We start from the raw sequence: 21,582 nt of genomic DNA on the forward strand, positions 1-21,582 counted from the left end.
GCGTAGACCTTGTAGCCGCTGCGGCGCAGGCTCTTGACCGCTTCGCGGGTCTGCCGTGCCCCGTCGTTGCCGGGTAGCGAGAGCAGGTAGATGCCGTGGGCGCTGTGGGTCGTTCGGAAGCCGAGTTGGGTCAGGTACCAGTGGCTGATGTGGTGGGGAATTCCTTGGGCGGCGGCGACGAACCCGTACTGGGGGTGCGTGCCGACGACGAACTGGCCGGGCAGAGGGAGGCTCCTTCTCGGATCAGAGGCGAGCGGCCCGCGAGCGGGACGTGGCGGCGGGCGGGCTCGCAGCGACTGGGGTCGTGGTCAGCGCGGGTTCGGTCCGGGGTGTCTGGCCACGGGGAGGCCCGAGCGGCTGCCACTTCGCCGGGTGGTCACTGAATGGGGACAGGGGGCTCGTCGTCCATCCGATGAGGGGGCCGCGGTCCTGTTCGTAGAGGCTGATGACCTCGATGCCCTCGGTATGCAGGACATAGCCCCACTCCAGCTCGGTGGAGTTGTGGGGGGTGACGGTCATGCGCACCGGGGGAGAACCGTCGAAGGTAAAGAGGTTCTCGGGCTGGCGGCTGGACCAGGTCTCGCCACCTGTCAGGGCGACGAGGAGCTCTTGGGGGGCCCGGTCGAGGAGGTCGGTGCCCAGGTAGTCCCAGCTGACCGTCACATCGTCGATCAGGTGCCGGGACATGGCCTCCAGGTCTCCGCCGAACCTGTACTGGTATGCGGCCAGGAGGAGGGGGAGTTGGAAGCTGGGATTCCCTTCCATTTTGACGTGGATGCCGTGGTATTCGCCGGACTCGGTCGGGCGGGCGATGAAGGAACGAGTGGTCAGGGGGCTGCTCCGGTGGTGTGCGAGGGGTGTGGGATCGGTGGGGAGAGCGGTGGTGTTCCTGCCGAGGGCTCTCCGGGGTCAGCGGGCCCGGCCCGGTTTTCCGGGCGCGGGCGGCGGAGCGGCCGCTACGGGGGCGGTCCTGGCCGGGGGGTGGGAGGGGAAGTGGATCTCCAGTGGGTTGCGGTCGGTGAGGACAACCTCGAAGCCGAGCTGGCGGAGCCGGTCGCCGGCATCCTGGACGAGGACTTCGGGAGCGACCGGCTCTTTGATGTCCGTCACGCACAGCCCGGTTCCAGGGTCGAGGCGCCAGCGTCCGTCCTCGTGGAGCAGAACGCGGATGGCGCGGGGCATCACCGCGTCGGCGATCGGCCGCCCGTTGGAGGAGCGCCCGATGACCACCCTCGACGCCTGCTTGAACCGGGTGCCGCTGGCTACCCGTAGCGCCGCGTGGCGGTAGTACGGAAGCAGCCTGCGCCGTACCGCGGCGCCGGCGCGGACAGGGTCACCGGACACCGCGATGGCCTTGGGGTGATCGGTCGTGTCGTACTCGAAGACGCCTGCTGGCAGCATCGCTCCGACAAGGAACTCTCCTACTCGGTGGGGCCGTTCTATGAGGCAGAGCTGCAGCCCGTGGGCGTGTGTCAGGAAGGACCGCGCGAGCTTGTGATCACCGTGGCGGCCGAGGGCCCGCCACAACGTCCCCTCCTCCCTCTCCCAGACTCGGTCGTCGCTGTGGCTCCACCGATACCGCGTGGGGATGACGTGGTGACTCCATGCGGCGCCGAGCCGTGGCGCCAGCGCGGCCGTGAACGCCTCCAGCGAGTCGGCCACGGCGGCCGAGCGGCTTCTCCACTCCTGTTCGTAGCGCTGTACGGGGTCGCCCTGGATCACGGGGTGGGCGCCGGGTGATGGATGTGGGCGACGGGCAGTTCCAGTGACTGCAGGGCGTAGACGGCCTGGTGCGCGAGGTGCTCCTGCTGCTCGATCGGCAGGGATGCCGGCGCGGTGTAGGCATCCAACCGCGAGCAGTAGGAGAGCCCCGCCGACCACAGGATGCGATGTACCGGGTCTGTGAGGGGCAGGGACAGTGGCTTCGCGCGATGGAGCCCTATGTGGATGCTGACGGGGTGGTACACCGAAAGCCCTTCTGGGAGGGGGACGTGGGGAGAGACGAGAGCGGTTGCCCCGGCAGAGTTCACGGAGTTCGTTCGAGGAACTGGAGACCGGCAGCGTTGCCGGGATGTTCGAAGCGGCTGGCGCATCACCGACGGCGTGCTGGAATGCGCGGCAGCCGAAGGCTGCTGGGTGTAGTTGTGTCGAGTGCTTTCCGTGAGCCGAAGTTCGACTTACCGAGTGGACCTCGGTTGGAAAGAAGTGGGGGCACGGCCAGCACCTGCCGCATCTGGCTGAGTGATGCGATCCAGTGCTCCTTGGCGGTGGGGTCGAGCCACGTCCACGACTCCTCCAGATCGTCGTGGATAAACCGAGTAAGCACGCGAACAGCCAGACTTGACAGGTCTGACAGATTTCCGGCCGGTTCGGCTGATGGCCCGTAGGGTCCGACGGCCCTACCGCCCGGGAACTCGGCGGCTACCACTGCTGCGGCACCGATTGCCTCTTCGCCTTCGAAAGCGAGGCTTGTCGTCAGCCCTCGGGTGAGGGAGCTGCGGATCATGGTCTTGCGTTCTTCGGGAGCGGCGCTATCGAGGGCTACGGCGAGGTCGGCTGCCGAGTCGTTGTCGAACGGGCGTGGTCCCCACATTCCCAAGGTGATCTCCCTTCTGCCGTGTGACTGGGGGTGCGTGTGCGGGGGCTGGTGCCGACGGCGTACTGAGGATCCGTGCGAGGCGATCGTCGACCGCGACGAGAAGAGGGCCGACGCAGCGAAGGTCCTCGGGGCCCGTAGCGGGTCTGGAGTCGTACACGACGGTCATCGAGCTCCAGTCCTGGGCGGGCGCCTGGTGGGTGACCAGCCACCCGTCCTCCCGGCTGACGATGAGGACGGAATCGTGGCCCGGCGGCCAGGCGTAGACGAGCCAGTCGTCCAGCCCGAACTGGACATCGCAGATCCAGCCGCGCTCGCGCAGCGGAGTGGTCACGTGGGTGAAGCGGGCCCATGCCCGCTGCCAGCTGGGGTTGTGGACGTTGCGATGATCAGGCATAGGCGCCAGCGAACGCTCTGTTGGACGACCCGCCTGCGGCTCCTGACGCGAGATCATCGGACCCGGTCGGATACAGGCGTTGCTGCCGGGACCGCAGGTGAGCGCCTATTGCGGGCACGGGAGGGGTGGTCCCTACAGTTCGTCATGGTCTTCTTCCCAGTCGATAACGTCTAGGGCGTCCTGCCGGTAGTGGAAGACGGACTCCTCCAGAGAATGCAGTGCCGTGATTCCGGGGTTGACCCGAAATGCGTCGGTGCGCTCGTAGACGTACTGCTGGTTGTCGGCGCCCGCAGTCATGGTGCGGATTGTGTTCCTGGCGCAGATCACGCCCCACTGCGACAGGTCCGCATGGGTGGTGCGCTTCATCCACACCCAGATTCCATTGCCGAGCTTCATGATGCTCTCGGGGTGGTACAGGCCGCCGGAACGCCGGTTGCGTCGGGGACTGCGGCGCTCGCCTAGGTCCCGCATCAGGCCCTGAGCGGCCTTCCTGAGGACCGCGCCACTGAGGTCCTCGCGTTCGCGGATCCGCGCGCACAGGTCGTCGAGCATGTCGTCTTTGTGTATGCGGCCTGCGTCGTTGGTGACGTACTGGGCCGCTTCGAGGGCGAGCTTGCGCAGCTCGGGGTCGGAGGAATACTTCACGGGAGGTTACGGTCCTTCCATACGGTGGCCATTTCTGACAGGGCGGTGGCGGCGTGCTCGATCACCTTGTGGGTCACCGCTCGGCCGGGCGGTGCGAGTTCGGGGTCGTACTGGGCGAACGTGCGGCTGCCACGTATCTGCGCGAGGGCGGGGAGAATCTCGCAGAGGAGGTTGGTGGCGACTCGGCGCTGGCGCAGGTCCTCTTCCAGGCGGGCCTTCCGCTCCGCCCAGGCGCCCTGGACGGTGAGCTCGCCTTCCACGACACGGTCGGCGAGTCGAGGGTCTTCGGTGCGGAGCCGTGCGAGTTGAGCCTCGGCGGAGTTGGCTTTGGCCTTGTTCTCCTGGGCGATGGCGTAGGCCTCGTTGAGCCCTGTGGCACCGCTAATCACTGGCCCCACGAGGTCGGGCGCGTGCTGGAGCACGATGTATGCATTGCCTACGATGCCTCGTGAGATTCCCAGTTGGCGGCTCAGCGAACGGGAAGTCTGTCCATTTAGTGGACGCTCGCCCTGTCCATTCAATGGACAGGCTTTGGCGGTGATCATGGCGAGTTGGCCCTTGGTGAGATTGCGGCGGTGGATGTTCGCGGACAACGCGTAGCCGTCGGGGTCATCTCCCTCGTACGTGGTGTACGAGGGCTCGATGTCCGCGATCTCGCATGCCTTCAGGCGGTTACGTCCGTCGATGATCCGGTCGCTACGGTCGCGAACGATGGGGTGCAGCAGGCCGTTTTCCTTGATGTCGTCGGCGAGGGCATTGAGGTCGTCCTCGTCGAGCTCAGGGAAGAGCATGATGGTGGGATGGAATTCGATGGATTGCTCCTAGGAGGGCGTGGAGGGCGGAGGCAAGACGCTGGAATGTCGGTCAAGCGAAGTGAACTCGGCGTGTTTTCAATGCATTCGGGAGTCGGTATCGAACAGCGCCTGTTCGGCGGGGTGGAGCAGGTGCTGGACGATGAAGGAGCGGCCGGCGACCTTCCACAGGCCGCGTCCGCGGGTGAGGTGGGAGATCGCTTCGGTCTCGACGGAGGTCAGGCCGAGGAGGGTGGCGGCTGCGTGGACCTGGTCGGTTTCCTGGCGGTAGATGATGCGGGTGGAGCAGTCCGCGAGGAGGCCTTCGGCCAGGGCTCGTCCCTGGGATCCGGCGTCGCCGGCGGTCAGGAGGTCGGAGAGGCGGTGGATGACCATGAGGTTGGCGATGCCGAGGCCGCGGGAGAGCTTCCACTGGGACTGCATGCGCTGCAGCAGCGCGGGGTGGCGCATCAGGCGCCACGCCTCGTCGTAGACGATCCACCGGCGACCGCCGCGCGGATCGGTGAGGGCGGACTCCATCCAGGCGGAGGCACAGGTCATGGCGAGGACGAGGGCGGTGTCGTCGCCGGATCCGCCGAGCCGGGACAGGTCGATCGACAGCATCGGGGTGGCCGGGTCGAAGGCGACGGTGGACGGGGCGTCGAACATGCCGGCCAAATCTCCGTGGACGAGGCGGCGCATGGCGTGGGCGAGGTCGCGGGCGGCCTCTCCGAGGTGGCCGGAGACGGTTCCGGCGGCCTGGTCGAGGAGGGCGGGCTGGGCGAGGGTGTGGGCGATGTCGCCCAGGAGCGGGGTGCGCCCTGCTGCGGCGGCGGCCTTGACGACGCCGTCGAGGGCGATGTCCAGAGCGGTGTGTTCCATCGGCATCAGGTCGCGGGCCAGGACGGTGCGGGCGAGGGAGCCGAGGAGGAGCAGTCGGCGCTTGCGGATCTCGCCCGCCCAGTCCGCCTCCGGAACGGACGGCGGTCTCGGGGCGGCGTCCATCGGGTTGAGACGGCCTGGCAGTCCGGGGCCGAGCGCGATCGAGGTTCCGCCCAGTGCCTGTGCGACGGGCGTCCACTCGCCCTTGGGGTCGCAGGGGACGTAGATGCGGTAGCCGAAGGCCACCGACCGCAGCGCGAAGGACTTCGCGAGCGCGCTCTTGCCCTGGCCGATCACCCCGGCGAGCAGGATGTTCGGGTTGGTGAACCCTTCGACCTTCCCGTACAGGGTGAACGGGTCGAAGACGAAGGCGGCTTCGGCGTGGACGTCGCGGCCGATGTAGATGCCGTCAGCCCCCAGGCCGCCTTCGGCGAGGAAAGGGTAGGCGCCGGCGGCCACCGCGGTGGTCATGCGGTGGGCGGGAAGACGCAGACGGCTTCCGCGTGCGGAGGCACTGCCGGGCCGTCCGGCGAGAGGGTAGTGGGGGCGGGGCATCTCCGCCTCGGCGGGCTCATGCTCGCCGGAAGGGGAGGTGGCTTCGGCGCGGGCTTTGGCCTGGGCTTCGGCGAGCTGACGGCGGGCGGCCTTGCGGGTGTTGCGGTCGGTGCCGTGGGGGGTGAACAGGGGGCTCGCGCTCGCGCGGCGTGCGCGGCGGCCGGGTCGGTGCTGGGGCATGAGGCGGATCGATTCTGCGGGGGCTGCCTCAGGCGGTGCGCGCCGGGCGGGGGCCGTGGTCGGCGGGGGTGGTCTTGCGGCGGATGGCATGGCCGGAGGCGAGCTGGCGCTGGCAGATGGTCAGGACCGGCGGCCCCTCGGGCAACCGGTCAGGGCGGCATGCCGTGTCGGAGCTGTTGCGTTCCCCGGCGGGGAGGGTGTGGAAGGCGTCGTGGATGCTGGTCGCTGCCTGCCACAGCCGCAGGTGGGCGGAGGCCAGGTGTCGTCCGGCGGCGGGGTGCGGGGGCCGGGTGGTGTCCGCAAGCCGGTCCACCAAGAGATGGAGGCCTGTGAGGTGGCTGTGGAGGACGTCCAGGTGGACGCGGTCGGCGGGAGCTTCGCTGCCTGCTGCCGCTCGGGCGTGGTGGCGGACGCCGGCGGTCGCGGCCCGCAGGTAGGGGTGGGCGTCGCCCGGCGGGTTGTGGGGCTTGGTCAAAGGGTTGGTCCTTGCTGCCGCTGGGGTGTGCGGCGGGTGTTCGGCTACAGGGCGGTGCGGGCCAGGGGGAGTGCGGCGAGGGTGAAGGCGTCGGGCTGCTGGTAGACCAGGCGCCTCAGGTCGACCTGAGCGCCGACGGCGGCGGTTTCGATCTGCGCGCACGCCGCGTCCAGCGCGGAGTCGGTCTCGGCGGAGACGGTCAGGAGCCCGGTCAGGGCGACGTCGGCGTGCCCGGCGATCAGCTGCCGCTCGCGTTCCTTGACGTCCCCGTATTCGACGGAGTCGGCTTCGGAGTCGACCTGTCCGCGGCGCTGGCGTTCGGCGGCGTCCGCGATGATCGTGGCCTTGGTGCGCTGCACGTCGCGTAGCGCGGACTCGAGTCCCTGGGGCACGTAGATGAGGGAGAAGGAGCGGCGGACCCCGGTGGAGAACATCAGGCCGTGCAGGAATCCGGCGCCGGTCTCGGTGCGCGGCCAGTTCTCCACCCAGTAGGTGGCGTGGCGGGCGGAGTCGGTGATGACCCGGTCGTACTCCTCGACCTGCACGACGGGGCCAGCGGCGGCGGGGTCGGCTTCGGCCCGGCCGTGCTCGGACCACTGCTGCAGCCCGGCCAGGGCCTTGGGGTCGTACGCGGTGCGCACGACCGCGGCTATCTCGCGGGCCGTGAGCCAGCCGGTGACCGTCAGCCCGGCGCCGCGTGCGGCCTGGGCGACGGAGGAGGTGGTCTGCCCCAGCACGGTGAAGGCTCCGGGGAGCCCGCCGCCGGCCTGGCTGATCAGCCGCTTGGCGGCCTTCAGGTCGAGGGATACCGCGATGTACGTCTCGTGCGGGGCGGCGGCGGGACCGGCGGAGGCGACGAGCTCGGAGTAGACCTGCCCTGCGACCGGGGTCTGTGGGTGGCCATGGGTGGTCCAGTGCCTGGTCAGCGTGTCGCCGGAGTCGGGAACGGTGCGCTCCATCACCTGGACGGTGGCGATGTGCCCGCCGCGCGCGATACCGGCCAGCGCCCTACCCCACGAGGTGACGTTGCTGTTCTGGGTCGCGGGGTCGAGGAGTGCGTAGGCGCGGCTGGAGACGCGGGCGATGGCGGTCAGGGTCTGGGCGTGCGGGTCGTGGACGGCCGCGGCCTGCGATCCCGACGGGGTGACCACGCGCAGGGAGGCGGCGGTGCCGGGCAGGTGGAGCATGCCGTCGGTCCGGGGCCGCGATACCGCGCGGGCCAGCCACATCGTCTGCCCGGTGTGCCGGCGCTGTGCGTAGCGCAGGACGATCGGCGCCCAGTCGATCAGGGAGCGGCCGTTTCGGCGGATGGCGACGAGGGCGCCGACGGCGGCCCAGAGCGGGGTCAGGGCGAGGGCGCCGACCAGGCCGGTGGAGACCACGGTGGCCAGCAGCAGGGCGAGAGCCGCGGAGGTGAGGACGAGCTGGGAAAGGGACAGTCCGAGCAGGATCCCGCGCCGGGACCGGTGAGGGAATTTGATCGTGAGAGGAAGGACAAGGTCGGACAATGCAGAAGCCGCTTTCGAAGACCAGGGGTTGGAACCCGGGCGGGACACGGCATCGGGTGCGGCGTGTCCCGCCCGGGGATCGGGGACGGGTCAGGAACCGGTGGGCGAAGGCCCGCTCGCGACAGGGCCGCCAGCTGCGGCCGGACCGTGCACGGGCGCGCTTCGTGGCGGGCCCTCCTGGGTGCTGCGCGGTACGGGGCCCGTACCGCCCGGATCAGACGGGGAACCGGTGCTTCCGCCGAGCTGTCCGCTGGTGTCCTGGCTCGGGCTCGTCGGCGGCGGCTGGACTGCCTTCGACAGGGCGTCGACGGCCGGGCTGCCGCTGGAGGACGGCATCGGGGAGCTGTTCTGCTTGTCCCCCTGGCCGCCGGTCGGGTTGGCGGCGATGTCGCCGGGGAAGCCGGCCGGGCCCTGCGGGGACGCCCCGCCTCCGGCCGCGGCCGCTCCGGCTCCGCCGGTGGCGGCCATGGCGGCGGCTTTGCGGGCGGCCTGCTCGGTGTGCTGCTTGGCCATCTGCGCACCGGTGCCACCGGCACGGTGGATGGATTCGCCGTCGGTGCCCTCGGCCGCCCAGTGCACGAACTTGAACGTGGCGTACGGGCAGAGCAGGACCATCATCATGATCACGACTCCGGCGAGGCAGTCGGCGAGCGCGCCCAGTCCGTCCTTGGCCTGGGTCTGTCCGAGGGCGGAGATGCCCAGGAGGAACACGATCGTCATCAGGAGCTTGGAGACGACTAGGGTGGCGGTGGCTTCGATCCAGCCCCGGCGCCAGCGGCGCGCTGCTTCCCAGCCTCCGCCGGCTCCGGCGAACACGGCGAGCGTGACCAGGACGAGGATGCCGACCTTGCGGACCATCATCACGCACCAGTAGAGGATGGCGCCGACGCCGGCGCCGAGGCCGACGATGCCGGGGATCATCCAGCCCAGCGGCACCATCGAGGCGACGGAACTGGCCTTGACCATGCGGCGGACCGCTTCTTCGATCGAGGTGCCCGCCGCCGCGAACAAGCCGTCACTCAATGCGTCGACGACTTCGATGGCGATGGTGGTGCCCGCGATGGCAACGAAGCAGAAGATCACCCCGCTGACGGTGCCGGTGAAGGCCTGGGCGAGGGCCTGGCCGTCGCGCTTGACGGCGGCTCGTACGAGCTGGCCGCAGAACGTGGCGACCAGGAGGGTCAGGCCGATGGGCAGGAGCAGCTCGTAGTTGTCGACGAACCATCCGGCCCGCAGGTCGACCTTCGTGGTGGCGTTGACGGCTTCGGCAGCGAGGTCTGCCGACGCGGCGGCGAACTCGCCGGCCGACTTGGCAATCCAGTTGCCGATGCCCTCGGTGATGGCCTTGCCCGGATCATTCACGAAGTCGATGGCGTCGGCCGCGCTGCACAGCTTGCTGGCGAGGGGGATGGAACAGAAGTCCACTGGAGGTCTACCTCCTTTTCTTCAGTGGCGTGTTACGGGGCGACGCTGGGGGCGATGGAGACCAAGGCGCAGTCGGTGCTGGGCCGGCACTGGACGGCAAGGGTGACGGCGCGGTCCTCGGCGCCGCCTCCGCCGTCCTTCCAGGCCAGGGCCTGCTTGCCGGTGACGGTGACCGCGTAGATGTACGCCTCGGTGATCGCGGTCGGGTTCTCGGCCAGGGCCTGCTTGAACGCCGAGGGGAAGTGGGATTCGGTGACGGCGGCGGTTGCGTGCTGGGCGTTGTCGGCCATCCGCGACCACAGCACCGGGTCCGGGGTCTGCGCGGAGATCGCTGTCCAGTCGGTGTACTTCGTCTCGCGGGTCATCCACGCGTGCATGCCGGCGAGCTGCTGGTCACGGCTGGAGGTGCGGGTGTCGTAGGACCAGAGCATCACCGCCGCCGCCCGGGCGAAGGCGAGCGGGTCGGTCACCTTCGGCGGGGCCGGGACCGAGCCCGTACCGGCGGAAGGCTTCGGGGCGGTACCGGCAGGCGAGCTGGGCGCGGGCGGGGCGGGGGACCGTCCGGCCTCGGCCTTGCCGCCGCGAGCGGTGAACCAGGCGGTCAGCCCGGCGGTCCCGAGGAGCGCCACGATGACCACACTGGCGACGAGGATCCGCCGACCGGCCGACCAGTGCGTGGTGGCCCGGTGCAGGGGGGAGAGGGAACGTTTCGGCACTAGTTGACCTGCGTCCCCAGGGTGGAGAAGAAGACGACGATGCCGTTGGCGGCGCCGAGCCCGAGGGCGGCGCCCGCTGCCACGACGGCGCCCTTCTTGCCGTTGGCCTCGGCCTGGTGGCCGCCGGAGTGGTGGCCCCACGCCCACACGCCCAGCGATACGGCCAGGGCGCCGACGACGGCGATGAGTCCGAACATGTTGATCGAGTTGACGACCTTCTTCAGGACTTCGAGCCCGGGCAGGCCGCCCTCCTTTGGAGTGATTCCGGGGTCGTAGGCGAGGTAGAGGACACGGTCTGCGAGTGAAATGGGTATGGCGAAGCTCCTTGCCGCGCAGGCCGGCGAGGCCCTGCGGGTATACGGGGGAAGGGGAGAGGCGCCCGGGGCGCGGGAGGAAGGCCCAGCTCAGGCCCGCATCTGCGGGCAGCGGGCGGCTACTTGCTGAGCGCTGGGATCCGGCGGACGGCGAGGATCTGCCAGTCGCCGACCTTCTCGATCCGCACCGGCTTGGTGGTGCGCGGTGCGTTGATCACCAGGCCGGCGCCGATGTACATGCCGACGTGCTCGGGCACGGCGGCGGTGCCGCGGGTGAAGAGCAGGTCACCGGGGATCAGGGTGTTCGCCGGTACGGCGTCACCCTCCTTGACCTGCGTGTACGTGGTGCGGGTGAGGGTGATGCCTGCCTTGGCGTAGGCCTGCTGCATGAGGCTGGAGCAGTCGCAGCGGCCCATGGGGTCGGGGCCGCGCGGCGCCGTGCAGGTGCCGCCCCACTGGTAGAGCGTGCCGAGCTGGTGCATCGCCCAGTCGATCGCGATGCGCGCCTTCGGCGAGGCGTCGGCCGGGATCGTGTACCCCGCGGGGACGGTGCCTTCGGGAATGGCGCCCCAGTCGGATCCGTCCTCGCCCGGTTTGCAGCCGCTGGCGCCACCCGGAGTGGTGGCGGGTTCCTGGCCGGGCTGGCTGGTGCCGCCGCTCGGCAGCGTCTTGACGATGGCCTGCTGCAGGGCGCGGGCCAGCGGTTCCCATTGCGCGTACGCGTCCCGGAACCCGGAGAGCTGCACGGCCTGGGCGGCCTGCGTGATGGTCATCTGCTGCCACCCCTTCACCTCCAGGAGCCCCTTGTAGAAGCGTGTGGAGGCGTAGACGGGGTCGCGGATCTGCTCGGGGGTGCCCCAGCCCTGGCTGGGCCGCTGCTGGAATAGCCCCAGGCTGTCGCGGTCGCCGTAATTGAGGTTGCGCAGCCTTGATTCCTGGATGGCGGTGGCGAGCGCGACGACCTGTCCGCGCTCGGGGACCTTCAGGGCGATGCCGGTGGCGACGATGGTCTTGGCGTGGGGGATCTGCTCGGCGGGCAGTTCCAGGCCCTCGACGCGGATTGAGGTGTCGCCGCCCTGGCCGCCGAGGATCGCGGCGACCTGTTTGGCGACCGCGGAGACATCGACGCTCGTGCCGCCGCCTGGGGTACAGGGGGCGGTTCGGGCGGCGGCGCTTCCGGCCGCGGCCATGGAGACGGTAGTGGCGAGGGCGAGGGGGGAGAGGCACAGGAGGCCGATGGCGGCGGCTGCGGCCTTCAACCCGAGGTGCCTCCGCGCTCGCCGGACGGGGCCGGCGGCCGGATTTCAGGCAGGGGAGGGCGCAAGGAGTGCATAGGGGGGTCCTTCGGGGGTGTGAAGTCCCGGCCGCGCGGTGCCGGTGAAGACGTGAGAAGGGCGCGGCAGGCCGGGTGATGGGTGAGCTGTGCCCGCTGGCATCGCTACGAGTTGCCGCTCGCGACGACGCAGGGGCGGATCAGGTGTGCCGGGACAAGGGTGTGCCTCCGTAGGGACATGGCGGGGGAATACCGCCATCGGTGCTGCGTGCACCGGGCAGTTCCAAAACAGTAAGTGCCGATCCCCGGTTGACCAAGAAAAAGATGATCAAGGCTCTATTTCAAGGGTTTTCGCGGCGACCGTGGTCAACCGGGGATCGTGCCCTACTGTTTTGGAACTCCCCCCGCACAACCGCCCTATGGCCCTATGGCACAGCTGTGTCCACATTCGGGCTGACGGACTTTCGATGGCGGGCTGGAGTCCACCCTCACCATTCCCGAACCGCATTGGGGTATCTCTTTGCCTTTCTCCCTGCACCAGGGCGACGCCCTCTCCGTCCTGTCCACCCTCCCGGACGGCTGCGTCGACTCCGTCATCACCGACCCGCCGTACAACAGCGGTGGGCGTACGGCGAAGGAGCGTACGAGCCGCACGTCCCGGCAGAAGTACACCTCCGCGGATGCCGGCCACGCGCTGCCGGACTTCACCGGCGAGAACATGGACCAGCGGTCTTACGGCTTCTGGCTGACGCAGATCATGACCGAAGCCCAGCGGCTCACCCGCCCCGGCGGCACAGCGCTCCTGTTCACCGACTGGCGCCAGCTGCCCGTCACCACGGACGCGATCCAGGCCGCCGGCTGGACATGGCGCGGGGTCCTGGCCTGGCACAAGCCCGCGGCTCGCCCGCAGAAGGGGCGGTTTACTCAGAACTGCGAGTTCATCGTCTGGGGCTCCAACGGGGACATGGACGGTGACAACAACGCGGTCTACCTGCCGGGCCTGTACTCCGGCTCGCAGCCTGCGGGCAAGAAGCGCCAGCACATCACGCAGAAGCCGGTCGAGGTGATGCGCGAGCTCGTCAAGATCAGCCCCGCGGGCGGCACCGTCCTGGACTTCTGCGCCGGATCCGGCTCCACCGGCGTCGCCGCGCTGCTGGAGGGCCGGGACTTCATCGGCGTGGAGAAGACCCGCCACTACGCCGAGATCGCCTCCGACCGGCTCACCGAAGCCCTGCGCCAGATCCATTCCCAGGACGATTTCGTCCTGACCGCCTGACCTTCGCCCGCTTGCGGCACGGGCAGAAGAGCGGATTACCGGCCTTCTGCCCGGCTGCGCGGGGGCTTTGTAGCACGAGATCCCCGGTCAGCCAAACCGGGGAATGTGCGGATCGTTGAACTCCCACCCCATTCACGAATTCCGACGTGCCGCATGCGGCCGCGAGGAGAGATCTCCATGCTCGAACCCATCGACGGCCCCGAAGGCCAGGACATGGAACCGATCCGCGTTCCCGAAGCCGACTTGGAAAGCATCGAGGCCAGCGTCCGCAAGCTCATGGACCGCTCGGCCCAGCAGGCCAGGCAGCTCGACAGCCTGGCCGCAGCCCCCGACCCGATGCCGTTCGGCGGCTTCGGAATGCCGGGCCTGCCCGGTATGCCGGCCCCGGTGCTGCCGCCCGATCCGAAGCCGATCCTGGAGCTGGACGGTGAGGAGCGGGAGAACGAACTCGACTCGCTGACCGACTGGGTGGAGGACTTCCTCATGCCGGTCTACGGCGCGGAGATCACCACGTCCGCGCCCTGGTGCGAACAGTGGCAGGAACACCTCGACGTCGTCGCGTGGCTCCACGCCCTGTGGATGGCCTACCAGCAGCACAAGGACCCCGAGGCCGGACCGGCCGGGATGTTCGTGTGGCACCGGGACTTCCTCACCCACGCGATGGCCGCCGTCCGCTCGGCCGGCGGACCGCTCTCGGCCTGCCAGACCGACCCCGACCGTCCCGCCCACCGTGTCCTGCGCGGCCCCGGCCGATCCACTCGCCCGGCGGCCGCCGCGGCCGACGACACGCAACACGCCCTGGGGCCGGCGGCGTGAGCGGCAACGACCGGGCCGCATTCGGGCTGACCTTCGACCCGCGCGCCCTGACCGATCTCCTCCAGGCGCCCAGCGACATCCGCGACCTCGCGCTCGCCAAACTCCAGGACGTCGTCCACGCGAACCACTTCGGGGGGCGACTCACCCACGAACTCGACGGGCTCCGCAAGGTCTACGTCGACTCGGCCGCGGCCTGGCGCATCGTCTACGCCACGCGCAGGACTCCGGAAGGGTCCCCTTTGCGCTCCGAGATCCACGTGGTCGCGGTCAGGCCCCGAGCCCAGAGCGACGTCTACCGGACAGCCGCCCGCCGCCTGGGCATCAAGCCCCGTCCTGTCGACCCCCTCACCCACGCAGCCCGCGGCCGCTCCCCGCAGCTCGACACCACCCACACCACCCCCAAGCCCGGCCCGCCGACCTACGCGGTGCCCGGACTTCCCCAGCCCCCACTTCCGACCCTGACGAAAGGCCCCACCCGTTGACCCTGACCCTGCCCTTCCCCAACTTCCTGGACACCTTCGCCACCAACCTGCTGACCGCCGACCCGCTTGAGGAAAACCCCCGGCACCGCGCCATCGTGGACGCCTTCGACGAGGTCAAGGTCCTCGAACGACGCCTGCTCGTCGAACTCGCCAGCGCGATGGAGGACAGCACCGTAGCGGCCGAGCAGCTGACGGCGTGTTCCACCATCCTGATCGAGCGCCTCGTCGCCGGCCAGAAGCTGTCCGCGCTGCTGGCCGAGGCCTGCTGCTGCGCGGCCGACGAGGCCGAATACGAGCCCTGCCGGCCGTGCGGACTGGAGACGGGAGACGCCTGCTGCCAGGATTCGGCCGCCCCCGCCCAACTGCCGCTCACCCTGCTCGACGCGTGCATCCACGTCTTCTCCGACCTCGACGACCCGCACGCCATGGCCTCCGCCGACCTGGTGGACGCCCTCCGCCACCTGCCGGGCATCGCCGGCAAGTACTACCGCTACAGCGACCTCACCCAGGCCCGCCTCGCCGAGCTCCTCGCCCCGTACGGACTGCGCACCCGCGACATCACCCTGCCGGACGGCCGGCGCCGCAAGTCCTACACACTCGAAGCCCTCCTTACGGCCACGGGCGTGTGCACCAGCTGCTAAGCACCCCCGCCGGCTCCCAGATCCGGTTCCGGAGGGCGGCCCTCGGTGACTGGCCGCTCATCGACACCTTCCACCAGGACTGCTCCGAGCAGGCACTGCACCGCCGCTGGGGCAGAACCCGGATTCTGCACCGCGACATCGAGCGGCTGCTGCACCACTCGGCCTGCTGGATCGCCCTGCACGGTGCCGACGAAGTGGTCGCCCTGGCCTCGGTCGGGCCGGTCGTCCGAGAGCCGGGCGTCTTCGACCTCGGCCTGCAGGTAGCCGACGACCATCAGCGCCGGGGCATCGGCCTGGCCCTCGCTCTACAGGCCGCGGCCCACGCCCGCTTCCGTGGCGGGGACACCCTGGCCGTCTACACCGAGTTCTCGAACTGGCCACTGCGCGCCCTGATCCGACGCCTCGGCCACCCCACCGAGCTACGCGAGGGAACTCACCTCGACATCCGCATCCCCCTGACCTCCGCGGGAACCGACGGCCCGACCGCGCCGGCCCCGCCACCCTTCTCCGGAGGTGACCCTCGTGCCTTCCGGCAACCCACCGAAAGCCCTGACCAGCCTTGACCACCGTGTCGAGGTAGTCACCGGTCACGACATTGGCCGCTTGTGGAAGCACCACGACCGGGGCCTGCTCGACGAGCCACTGCACCGTCTCGCCGAAGCCCACCGCTCCCTCGCCGAAGCAGAGACGGGCGTCACCTTCTACCGGGTCCTCCTTGGGCGCCTGGCCTCAGGTGAACTAGCAGTCGACCAGGCTCTGTTCATCCGTATCGACAGAACGGTCGCCCAGCTCAAGGACGCCACCGCTATACGAGACGCCCGGCACGACGTGATGGTCGCCGGGCTGGAACCGCTGGAAGCCGCCAACCCGCGCGTTGCCGCAACGGGCGCGGACCTGCTCGCGAGCGAGTTCGCCGCGCTGTTGGCCATCAGTCAGGGAGCCAAGCTCCACCAGCATCTGCAGACCGGCCGCCTCGCCGTCGTGACCGGTTCCGGCGTACGAGTCCCACACCCGGTCTTCCAGAGGCTGGAGGAGGCCGAACTTGTCGTACGCGACACCTCCCACCCGCTCCATGCCGGACAGCCCGTCTCCCTGACCGACAGCGGGCGTACGACCCTCACCGGCCCTGCCCGGCCCGCGGCAGCAGTTGTGCCCCCGCCCCGGGTCGGCTCCTGGCCGGCTCCACCCGCACGGTCCCGCTGACCCTCGGTACTTCCGCAGAACGAAATGAGGACCATGCCCCGACCCGACTACCGGCCTGACTTCCGCCTCGACGGCTTCGATCCCGTCAACGAGGCGGTGGGGGAGGAGTTCTGGGACAGCGTCGAATCGGAACATCGGGAGTTGACCGAACTCTCCGCGCACCACAGTTCTGACGGCGCCCGCAGTTTCTACATGATCCACAACGGCGCCGTCACCTGGGGAATCCCCGGCGAGCCTCAGCTGATCGCCCTGTTCCTCGAACGCGACCTGTCCACCAAGTCGTACCGATTCGACCACGAAACCCTCCCGCTCCCGGAGCTGGCCCAAGCCTTCCTCATCGCCCGCGGCTGCCCGGCCGAGGCCATCGCCCTGCCGCCGGGGACGGGCACCCAGCCCGCCGACGCGGCCACCGTGGCCCTGCAGCAGCGGCTCGTCAAGGATGCCGACCGCTTCGTCCTGCGCTCCAGCCACACGGACGACTCCTATCCCAAGGCGGAGACGGTCGTGCTGCTGGAGGCGGTCGACGAGCGGGTCGAGAAGCCGTTCCGGGTCCTGCTGCAGCAAGCCGACCTCGACAACTTCACACACACGTTGCGCGAGGGCGCCTTCGAGACCTGCGAGGCCGCCGTCGACTGGATGGAGGACCGCTCCACCCCGCTGCCGGCACCCGCACCGGGCGCGGTCCGCAACGGCGTTCGGGCCGCCTTGCCGAGCGCTCCGCCGCCAGCCCGCGGCCGGGCCCGCTGAGGGCGGGGCGCCGGAACATAGCAGCACATCCCCGGTCAGCCAAACCGGGGAATCTCCGGAACCTAGTAACTAGCCCCACCGCACAACTCGGTGGCCCATCACCATCCTTCGCCTTGCCGCCCCATGCCCTCATGGAGAGGAGTTCGCCATGCCCGAAGAACTCGACGACGTGCTGGCCTTCTACACCCAGCAGATCGAAACCCGCTTCCAGATGCCCCTTCAGCAGCTGCGGGGCGCCGTAACGGCCGCGCCCGAAGCAAACCCCGAAGCCACGACGCTGGTGCGCTGGTACGGGCTCCTCGAAGAAGCCCAGGGAGCGCTGTCCAGCGCCGAGGATGACCTCGTCCTTGCCCTGGACCGAGCACCCGGGGGAGAGCTCGATGACCCGGTGATGGCGCTCGCCGACCGGGTGCGCACGCTGCTCGACGTCCGGGACGGCCGCGCCATGACCGTGACCTACCTCCTGGATGACAACGCCCCGGGGAAGCGCACGCCGGAACGCTGGTCGGGCACCCGCCGAACGGTGCCTGCGATCGGTACCACGCCCGTTGCCCGCCAGGTCGCCGTGCCGGCCGCACCGGCCAGGGGAGCAGTCCGATGAGCACCTCCACCAAGCCCAGCACCCAGGACGCGCGACTCGAAGAGGTCTTCGGCGCGCCGCTTGCCCAGCTCTACGCCGCCGCCGCAGCCGGGAGTGCCACGCCGGCTGAGCAGCGCGCGTTGGAGCTGCGGAGCTTCCTGGCCCTGACCGAGGAACAGGTCGCCCGCGTCCGTGACCGCGTCCACCGCAGCACAGCCCCCGACGCGGACATGAACACGCTCTCCGCCTCTGACCTGCGCTTTGACTCCGAGTGGATGGACGCCGCCCTGTCCGCCCGCACCGAGTACGTCGCCGCCCTGGACCAGCTCCTGCGGAGCATGCCCCCGCAGGGGGCGCCACGGCAGCCGAGCCGGGTGCGGTTCACCCAGAACAAGATCACTACCCGCGCCGTGCCCGCCACCCCACCGCTCGCTGCGGAGCCCGCGGCCAAAGGCGCGAGAGGCCACTGATTGACCCACACGACATCCCGGCAGATCGCCGAGCACATCGAAGCCCTCTACGGCCGTCCGCGCGCTGAGCTCGAAGCGCACGCCGACTCCACGACCCACCCGAACATGCTGTCCGCGCTCTTGGCCAGCCACAAGGCCATCGAGTTCGCCGAGCGTGATCTCGACTTCCAGCTCCAGCGCCTGCGGAAACTGACTGATCCCGCGCGCGAGGTCGGACGCTACGACGCCGGTCAATTCCACGACTGCGCCCGCCGCATCGGTGAAGCCGTCGCCGTCCGCGACACCCAGGCCCAGCACGTCTCCGCCGTGCTGCGGAGCCTGCACCGCACCGCCGCGCCGGAGACGACACCCGCCACCCCGGTCTCACCCCCGGTCCCGGCCGCTCCGGCGACCCGCACCCGCTGAACCCCGTACACCACGTTCCAGGAGCACCCCCCTTTGCCTATCACCGGCCTGCCCGAATCCATATCGTCCGACCTCTCCCGGGTCACCGAGAGCCTGCAGATGCTGGCCCCCCGGTGGAACGTCTGGGTCCTGATGTCCCTGTCCGAGAAGCCGCTGCGCTACGGGGAGCTCAAGCGCACCTTGCACTGGCTCCACGACGGACAGCTCCACCCGCGGCTCGTCCGGCTCACCGGCGCCGGGCTCCTGGAACGCACCGAGTACGACACCCAAGACGTGCTGTACAGCCTGTCCGTCCGCGGGCGTGAGCTCCTGCCGGTCCTGGGAGTGATCGCGGCCTGGGGCGGCAAGCACCTGGAGAAGGAGACGGTGCTCGATCCGGCGACCGGCCGGCAGGTGCCGAAGGCGGTGCCGCGCGCTCAGGACATCGAGGACACGATCGCGTTGATCGGCCCGCGACAGGCAACCCCGATCCTGTGGACCCTGCGGATCCGCGGCCTCTCCAGCCCCAAGGCCCTGGCCTTCACCGCCATGCCCGACCGGCACCTGACCACCGTGTACCCGCCGCTCAACCGTCTGGTCGAGGACTACCTGGTCGCCAGGGACGACCAGGGCCGCTTCGAGCTGACGGCCGCTGGGCGGGAGCTGGCCCCCGTCTACCAGGCCCTGTCCGCCTGGGCCGCGGGCCGCCCCCTGGCCGTGGCCGCCGAACACCCCGTGTGGGCGCCGAAGCCCGCGCAGTCCCCGGATCGCCCGGCCGTCTGGGCCACTACCCAGCCGCGCGTCCCGGCACCGGCGCCGAAGGCCCAGTCCCACGGGACCTGGCAGAGCAGTGCCCTCTTCTCCCATACCCCCGCCGTACGCCCCGCCGACGCGCCGACGACCGGAGGCCGCACCCGATGAACGCCACCACTCTGCGGCCGGCCACGGCCGCCCTGTCACACCCGGGTCTCATCCGGATCGTCACCGATATCGACGACAACGGGCCGCTCCACCGGCACCTCATCAGCCGGACCCTAACCGGCCTCTCCACCTGGCAGCGGCGCCAGGCCTCCGCCGTCGGACGCGCTCTGGGCCTCCTGGAGGCCACCTCCGAGGACGGGATCCCGAGTTTGAACCTCACGGCGGCCGGAGAAGCGCTCGCCGAGGTCTACGACACGACGGCCCGCTGGGCCCGCACCCACCACCACCCCAGCGACGTCAGCGACTTCGTCACCCGCGTCCAGGCCACCCTCACCCTCCTCAGCACGGACCCGACCAGCCCCGGCCACGCCGCAGAACTGGACGACGAGTCCCTGCACGAGCCCCGGACCGTCCTGACCGCGTGGATCCGCGACCACGGGGGAACCCTGGCCGCCCAGCTGACGCGCGGCTCCCGCGACGAGATGGAGCTGGCCGCGTGAGCACCGTACGCAAGTGGGCCGCCATCGCCGATCTCGGGACCAGCGAAGTGGCGCGCGTGGTCGGCACGGACCCCAACGTCTGGGCCTACACAGCGATGCAGGAGGCCCCCGAGCACGTGCAGCACACGGTCGTGGCGGTGATGAACACGGCTTCGCGCCTCGACACCGTGCAGCGCCAGCTCCTGGAAGACGCCGCGTGCGCCATCAACGAACTGAACTCCACCCTCAGCGGCCGTGACATGCGATGGGGCGCCCACAAGTGGACCACGGGCCTCCTCGGCATGCGAGGCACCCGTATCGAAGAAGCCGCGATCCAGCGAGGCGGCCTGTTCCGCGAACTCGAAACCCTCTTGGGCATCTACCAGCAACTCGTAGCCGAGCCGAGCCCCCCGGCCACCCCGTCGAAGGGTTTGGGCATGACGCCCCCAGCCCCGGCTCCGCCGAAGCCAGGCGCACAGCGCCGCTAAGCCGTACCTGTCCTGCTCGCCGCTGCGGGCGCCTTCCTGCGTGAAAGCGACGATGACCGATCTTGTGATCGCCGGTCCACGGCACGCCCTCCACCCCCAGCTGTCCCTGCTGCGCCGCATCTACCTCCCCCGCACCGCAGACGCCGGCGCATTCGCGATGACCACGTACGGCATCCCGCTCATCGTGCTCGCCACCACCCGCTCCGCCACCCTGACCGGGCTCGCGTTCGCACTGGAGTGGATCCCCCGCCTCGCGGCATTCTCCCTGGCCGGAACGATGGTCGACCGGCACGGCACCAAACGGGTCTTCCGCATCGCCTCCGTGCTGCGCGCCCTGGTGGTCCTGACCGCAGCCGTCATCCTGCCCACCCAGACGGGCGGCCCCGGCGCGACGATCACCGTGATGGCGCTCGCCGCCATCACCGGCGTCGCCACCGAGTTCTCCTACATCGCGGCCGAGACCGCAGGAGCATCCGCGAGCAAGGACGCGGGGGAGCGCGCCCATCGGGTGCAGTCGGCCCTCCTGGGCATCGACCAGACCGCCACCCTCGCTGGCCCCGCCGCAGCCGGGTTCCTCCTGCACTGGGCCGGAGTCACCGGCACCCTGATCACCATCGCCGCCTGCTCGCTCCTGGGCGCCGCCCTCGCCCCCTGGCACCGCGAAACCCGCCTCGTCCCCGCCGCCGTATCCGCACTCAGCGGGCTGCGCACCGGATGGAAGACGGTCCTCTCACTGCCGGCCCTTGCCTGGCTGATCGCCGGACTCACCGTCTCCAACCTCGCCACCGGCATGCTCCAGGCCGCCGCCCCGATCATCGTCGTCCAACACCTCGGCTACTCCAGCGCCGCCGTCGGCGTGATCTGGTCGGCCGCCGCCGCAGCCTCCCTCGTCGCCGTCGCCTGCTGCCGCTACGCCATCGACCGCGTCGGCCTGTGGCCCACCGGAGCTGCCAGCGCGGTGGTCGCGGCCCTGGCCGGCCTCGCCGTCTCCCAGGCCACCACCTACACCTACTTCCTCATCCTGACCGCCGTCCTGATGGCCGGCGAAGGCGGCATGACCGTCGTCCTGCGCACCCTGCGCTCCCACCTCATCCCTGAGCGGGTCTTCGGCGCCACCCTCGGCATCACCATCCTGATCATGCTCGCCCCGTTCCCGCTCGCCGGGATCCTCGTCGCCCTCACCCCCGCAGCAGCCCTCGGCCACGTCCTGACCGGCTGCGCAGCCCTCCAGGCCATCGGCCTCCTCGCCGCCTTCTGGCGCCTGCGCCGCGAACCCGCCATGCGTCGCCGTAATCCCGCACACAAGCGCCCCTGACCCGGCCCGTCAACCCCGACCTG

28 protein-coding genes are annotated in these 21,582 nt (G+C 70.2%); 14 read left to right on the top strand and 14 right to left on the bottom strand.

The window, feature by feature from the left end:
• Nucleotides 1-243: 243 nt before the first annotated feature.
• The 14 genes from ACIQZO_RS19275 to ACIQZO_RS19340 form a co-directional block, all read right to left on the bottom strand.
• Nucleotides 244-765 (bottom strand): hypothetical protein, encoded by a 522-nt coding sequence (locus ACIQZO_RS19275; protein WP_403627511.1) that lies wholly within the window; start codon nucleotides 763-765, stop codon nucleotides 244-246.
• A gap of 144 nt (nucleotides 766-909) precedes the next feature.
• On the bottom strand, nucleotides 910-1,722 hold the full coding sequence (locus tag ACIQZO_RS19280; RefSeq protein ID WP_403627513.1) for a hypothetical protein: 813 nt from the start codon (nucleotides 1,720-1,722) through the stop codon (nucleotides 910-912).
• Entirely contained in the window at nucleotides 1,719-1,850 is a 132-nt protein-coding gene (locus ACIQZO_RS19285; protein WP_403627515.1) for a hypothetical protein, read from the bottom strand. The genes ACIQZO_RS19280 and ACIQZO_RS19285 overlap by 4 nt, the downstream gene beginning before the upstream one ends.
• Before the next feature lie 242 nt (nucleotides 1,851-2,092).
• Entirely contained in the window at nucleotides 2,093-2,593 is a 501-nt protein-coding gene (locus ACIQZO_RS19290) for a DUF4259 domain-containing protein (RefSeq protein ID WP_403627811.1), read from the bottom strand.
• Nucleotides 2,532-2,993, bottom strand: coding sequence for a hypothetical protein (locus ACIQZO_RS19295; RefSeq protein WP_403627517.1), 462 nt, complete (start codon nucleotides 2,991-2,993; stop codon nucleotides 2,532-2,534). Before ACIQZO_RS19295 ends, ACIQZO_RS19290 begins: the two co-directional genes overlap by 62 nt.
• A gap of 132 nt (nucleotides 2,994-3,125) precedes the next feature.
• Entirely contained in the window at nucleotides 3,126-3,638 is a 513-nt protein-coding gene (locus tag ACIQZO_RS19300; protein ID WP_403627519.1) for a hypothetical protein, read from the bottom strand.
• Nucleotides 3,635-4,429 (bottom strand): ParB/RepB/Spo0J family partition protein, encoded by a 795-nt coding sequence (locus tag ACIQZO_RS19305; RefSeq protein ID WP_403627520.1) that lies wholly within the window; start codon nucleotides 4,427-4,429, stop codon nucleotides 3,635-3,637. Before ACIQZO_RS19305 ends, ACIQZO_RS19300 begins: the two co-directional genes overlap by 4 nt.
• A 99-nt stretch (nucleotides 4,430-4,528) precedes the next feature.
• Entirely contained in the window at nucleotides 4,529-6,046 is a 1,518-nt protein-coding gene (locus tag ACIQZO_RS19310; RefSeq protein WP_403627522.1) for a VirB4 family type IV secretion system protein, read from the bottom strand.
• Between the two features lie 28 nt (nucleotides 6,047-6,074).
• On the bottom strand, nucleotides 6,075-6,521 hold the full coding sequence (locus ACIQZO_RS19315; RefSeq protein ID WP_403627524.1) for a DUF6238 family protein: 447 nt from the start codon (nucleotides 6,519-6,521) through the stop codon (nucleotides 6,075-6,077).
• Nucleotides 6,522-6,565: 44 nt separating this feature from the next.
• Nucleotides 6,566-8,029, bottom strand: coding sequence for an SCO6880 family protein (locus tag ACIQZO_RS19320; RefSeq protein WP_403627526.1), 1,464 nt, complete (start codon nucleotides 8,027-8,029; stop codon nucleotides 6,566-6,568).
• 90 nt (nucleotides 8,030-8,119) lie between these two features.
• Nucleotides 8,120-9,454 carry an ATP-binding protein gene (locus ACIQZO_RS19325; RefSeq protein WP_403627528.1) on the bottom strand — a complete coding sequence of 445 codons (1,335 nt, stop codon included), beginning with the start codon at nucleotides 9,452-9,454 and terminating at the stop codon, nucleotides 8,120-8,122.
• Between the two features lie 32 nt (nucleotides 9,455-9,486).
• On the bottom strand, nucleotides 9,487-10,170 hold the full coding sequence (locus tag ACIQZO_RS19330) for a hypothetical protein (RefSeq protein ID WP_403627529.1): 684 nt from the start codon (nucleotides 10,168-10,170) through the stop codon (nucleotides 9,487-9,489).
• A complete protein-coding gene (locus ACIQZO_RS19335) occupies nucleotides 10,170-10,484 on the bottom strand; it encodes a DUF6112 family protein (RefSeq protein WP_403627813.1) in 315 nt (104 codons plus the stop codon). Before ACIQZO_RS19335 ends, ACIQZO_RS19330 begins: the two co-directional genes overlap by 1 nt.
• Nucleotides 10,485-10,603: 119 nt before the next feature.
• Nucleotides 10,604-11,743 (bottom strand): C40 family peptidase, encoded by a 1,140-nt coding sequence (locus ACIQZO_RS19340; protein ID WP_403627531.1) that lies wholly within the window; start codon nucleotides 11,741-11,743, stop codon nucleotides 10,604-10,606.
• A 534-nt stretch (nucleotides 11,744-12,277) separates the two neighbouring features.
• Here ACIQZO_RS19340 and ACIQZO_RS19345 point away from each other — a divergent pair.
• From ACIQZO_RS19345 to ACIQZO_RS19410, 14 genes are all read left to right on the top strand, one after another.
• Nucleotides 12,278-13,033 (top strand): DNA-methyltransferase, encoded by a 756-nt coding sequence (locus ACIQZO_RS19345; protein WP_403627533.1) that lies wholly within the window; start codon nucleotides 12,278-12,280, stop codon nucleotides 13,031-13,033.
• Between the two features lie 177 nt (nucleotides 13,034-13,210).
• A complete protein-coding gene (locus ACIQZO_RS19350) occupies nucleotides 13,211-13,849 on the top strand; it encodes a DUF4913 domain-containing protein (RefSeq protein ID WP_403627535.1) in 639 nt (212 codons plus the stop codon).
• Nucleotides 13,846-14,331: a hypothetical protein gene (locus ACIQZO_RS19355; RefSeq protein WP_403627536.1), complete on the top strand. Its 486-nt coding sequence runs from the start codon at nucleotides 13,846-13,848 to the stop codon at nucleotides 14,329-14,331. The genes ACIQZO_RS19350 and ACIQZO_RS19355 overlap by 4 nt, the downstream gene beginning before the upstream one ends.
• Complete coding sequence (locus ACIQZO_RS19360) at nucleotides 14,328-14,972, top strand: DUF3631 domain-containing protein (RefSeq protein ID WP_403627538.1); 645 nt, start codon at nucleotides 14,328-14,330, stop codon at nucleotides 14,970-14,972. Before ACIQZO_RS19355 ends, ACIQZO_RS19360 begins: the two co-directional genes overlap by 4 nt.
• Nucleotides 14,957-15,535: a GNAT family N-acetyltransferase gene (locus tag ACIQZO_RS19365; RefSeq protein WP_403627540.1), complete on the top strand. Its 579-nt coding sequence runs from the start codon at nucleotides 14,957-14,959 to the stop codon at nucleotides 15,533-15,535. Before ACIQZO_RS19360 ends, ACIQZO_RS19365 begins: the two co-directional genes overlap by 16 nt.
• 40 nt (nucleotides 15,536-15,575) lie before the next feature.
• Nucleotides 15,576-16,175 (top strand): hypothetical protein, encoded by a 600-nt coding sequence (locus ACIQZO_RS19370; protein ID WP_403627542.1) that lies wholly within the window; start codon nucleotides 15,576-15,578, stop codon nucleotides 16,173-16,175.
• 33 nt (nucleotides 16,176-16,208) lie between these two features.
• Nucleotides 16,209-16,922 (top strand): hypothetical protein, encoded by a 714-nt coding sequence (locus ACIQZO_RS19375; protein ID WP_403627544.1) that lies wholly within the window; start codon nucleotides 16,209-16,211, stop codon nucleotides 16,920-16,922.
• Nucleotides 16,923-17,070: 148 nt separating this feature from the next.
• Nucleotides 17,071-17,523, top strand: a complete 453-nt coding sequence (locus ACIQZO_RS19380) for a hypothetical protein (RefSeq protein WP_403627546.1) — start codon at nucleotides 17,071-17,073, stop codon at nucleotides 17,521-17,523.
• Nucleotides 17,520-17,972 (top strand): hypothetical protein, encoded by a 453-nt coding sequence (locus tag ACIQZO_RS19385; RefSeq protein ID WP_403627548.1) that lies wholly within the window; start codon nucleotides 17,520-17,522, stop codon nucleotides 17,970-17,972. The genes ACIQZO_RS19380 and ACIQZO_RS19385 overlap by 4 nt, the downstream gene beginning before the upstream one ends.
• A complete protein-coding gene (locus ACIQZO_RS19390) occupies nucleotides 17,973-18,377 on the top strand; it encodes a hypothetical protein (RefSeq protein ID WP_403627550.1) in 405 nt (134 codons plus the stop codon).
• Nucleotides 18,378-18,410: 33 nt separating this feature from the next.
• Entirely contained in the window at nucleotides 18,411-19,277 is an 867-nt protein-coding gene (locus ACIQZO_RS19395; protein ID WP_403627551.1) for a winged helix-turn-helix transcriptional regulator, read from the top strand.
• Nucleotides 19,274-19,777 (top strand): hypothetical protein, encoded by a 504-nt coding sequence (locus ACIQZO_RS19400; RefSeq protein ID WP_403627553.1) that lies wholly within the window; start codon nucleotides 19,274-19,276, stop codon nucleotides 19,775-19,777. The genes ACIQZO_RS19395 and ACIQZO_RS19400 overlap by 4 nt, the downstream gene beginning before the upstream one ends.
• Complete coding sequence (locus ACIQZO_RS19405) at nucleotides 19,774-20,244, top strand: hypothetical protein (protein ID WP_403627555.1); 471 nt, start codon at nucleotides 19,774-19,776, stop codon at nucleotides 20,242-20,244. Before ACIQZO_RS19400 ends, ACIQZO_RS19405 begins: the two co-directional genes overlap by 4 nt.
• A gap of 52 nt (nucleotides 20,245-20,296) precedes the next feature.
• Nucleotides 20,297-21,559, top strand: coding sequence for an MFS transporter (locus ACIQZO_RS19410; protein ID WP_403627557.1), 1,263 nt, complete (start codon nucleotides 20,297-20,299; stop codon nucleotides 21,557-21,559).
• The last annotated feature ends 23 nt before the right edge of the window (nucleotides 21,560-21,582 follow it).

Origin of the sequence: Streptomyces sp. NPDC097617, assembly GCF_044761485.1 — a bacterium.
In the GTDB taxonomy this organism is placed as follows: Bacteria; Actinomycetota; Actinomycetes; order Streptomycetales; family Streptomycetaceae; genus Streptomyces.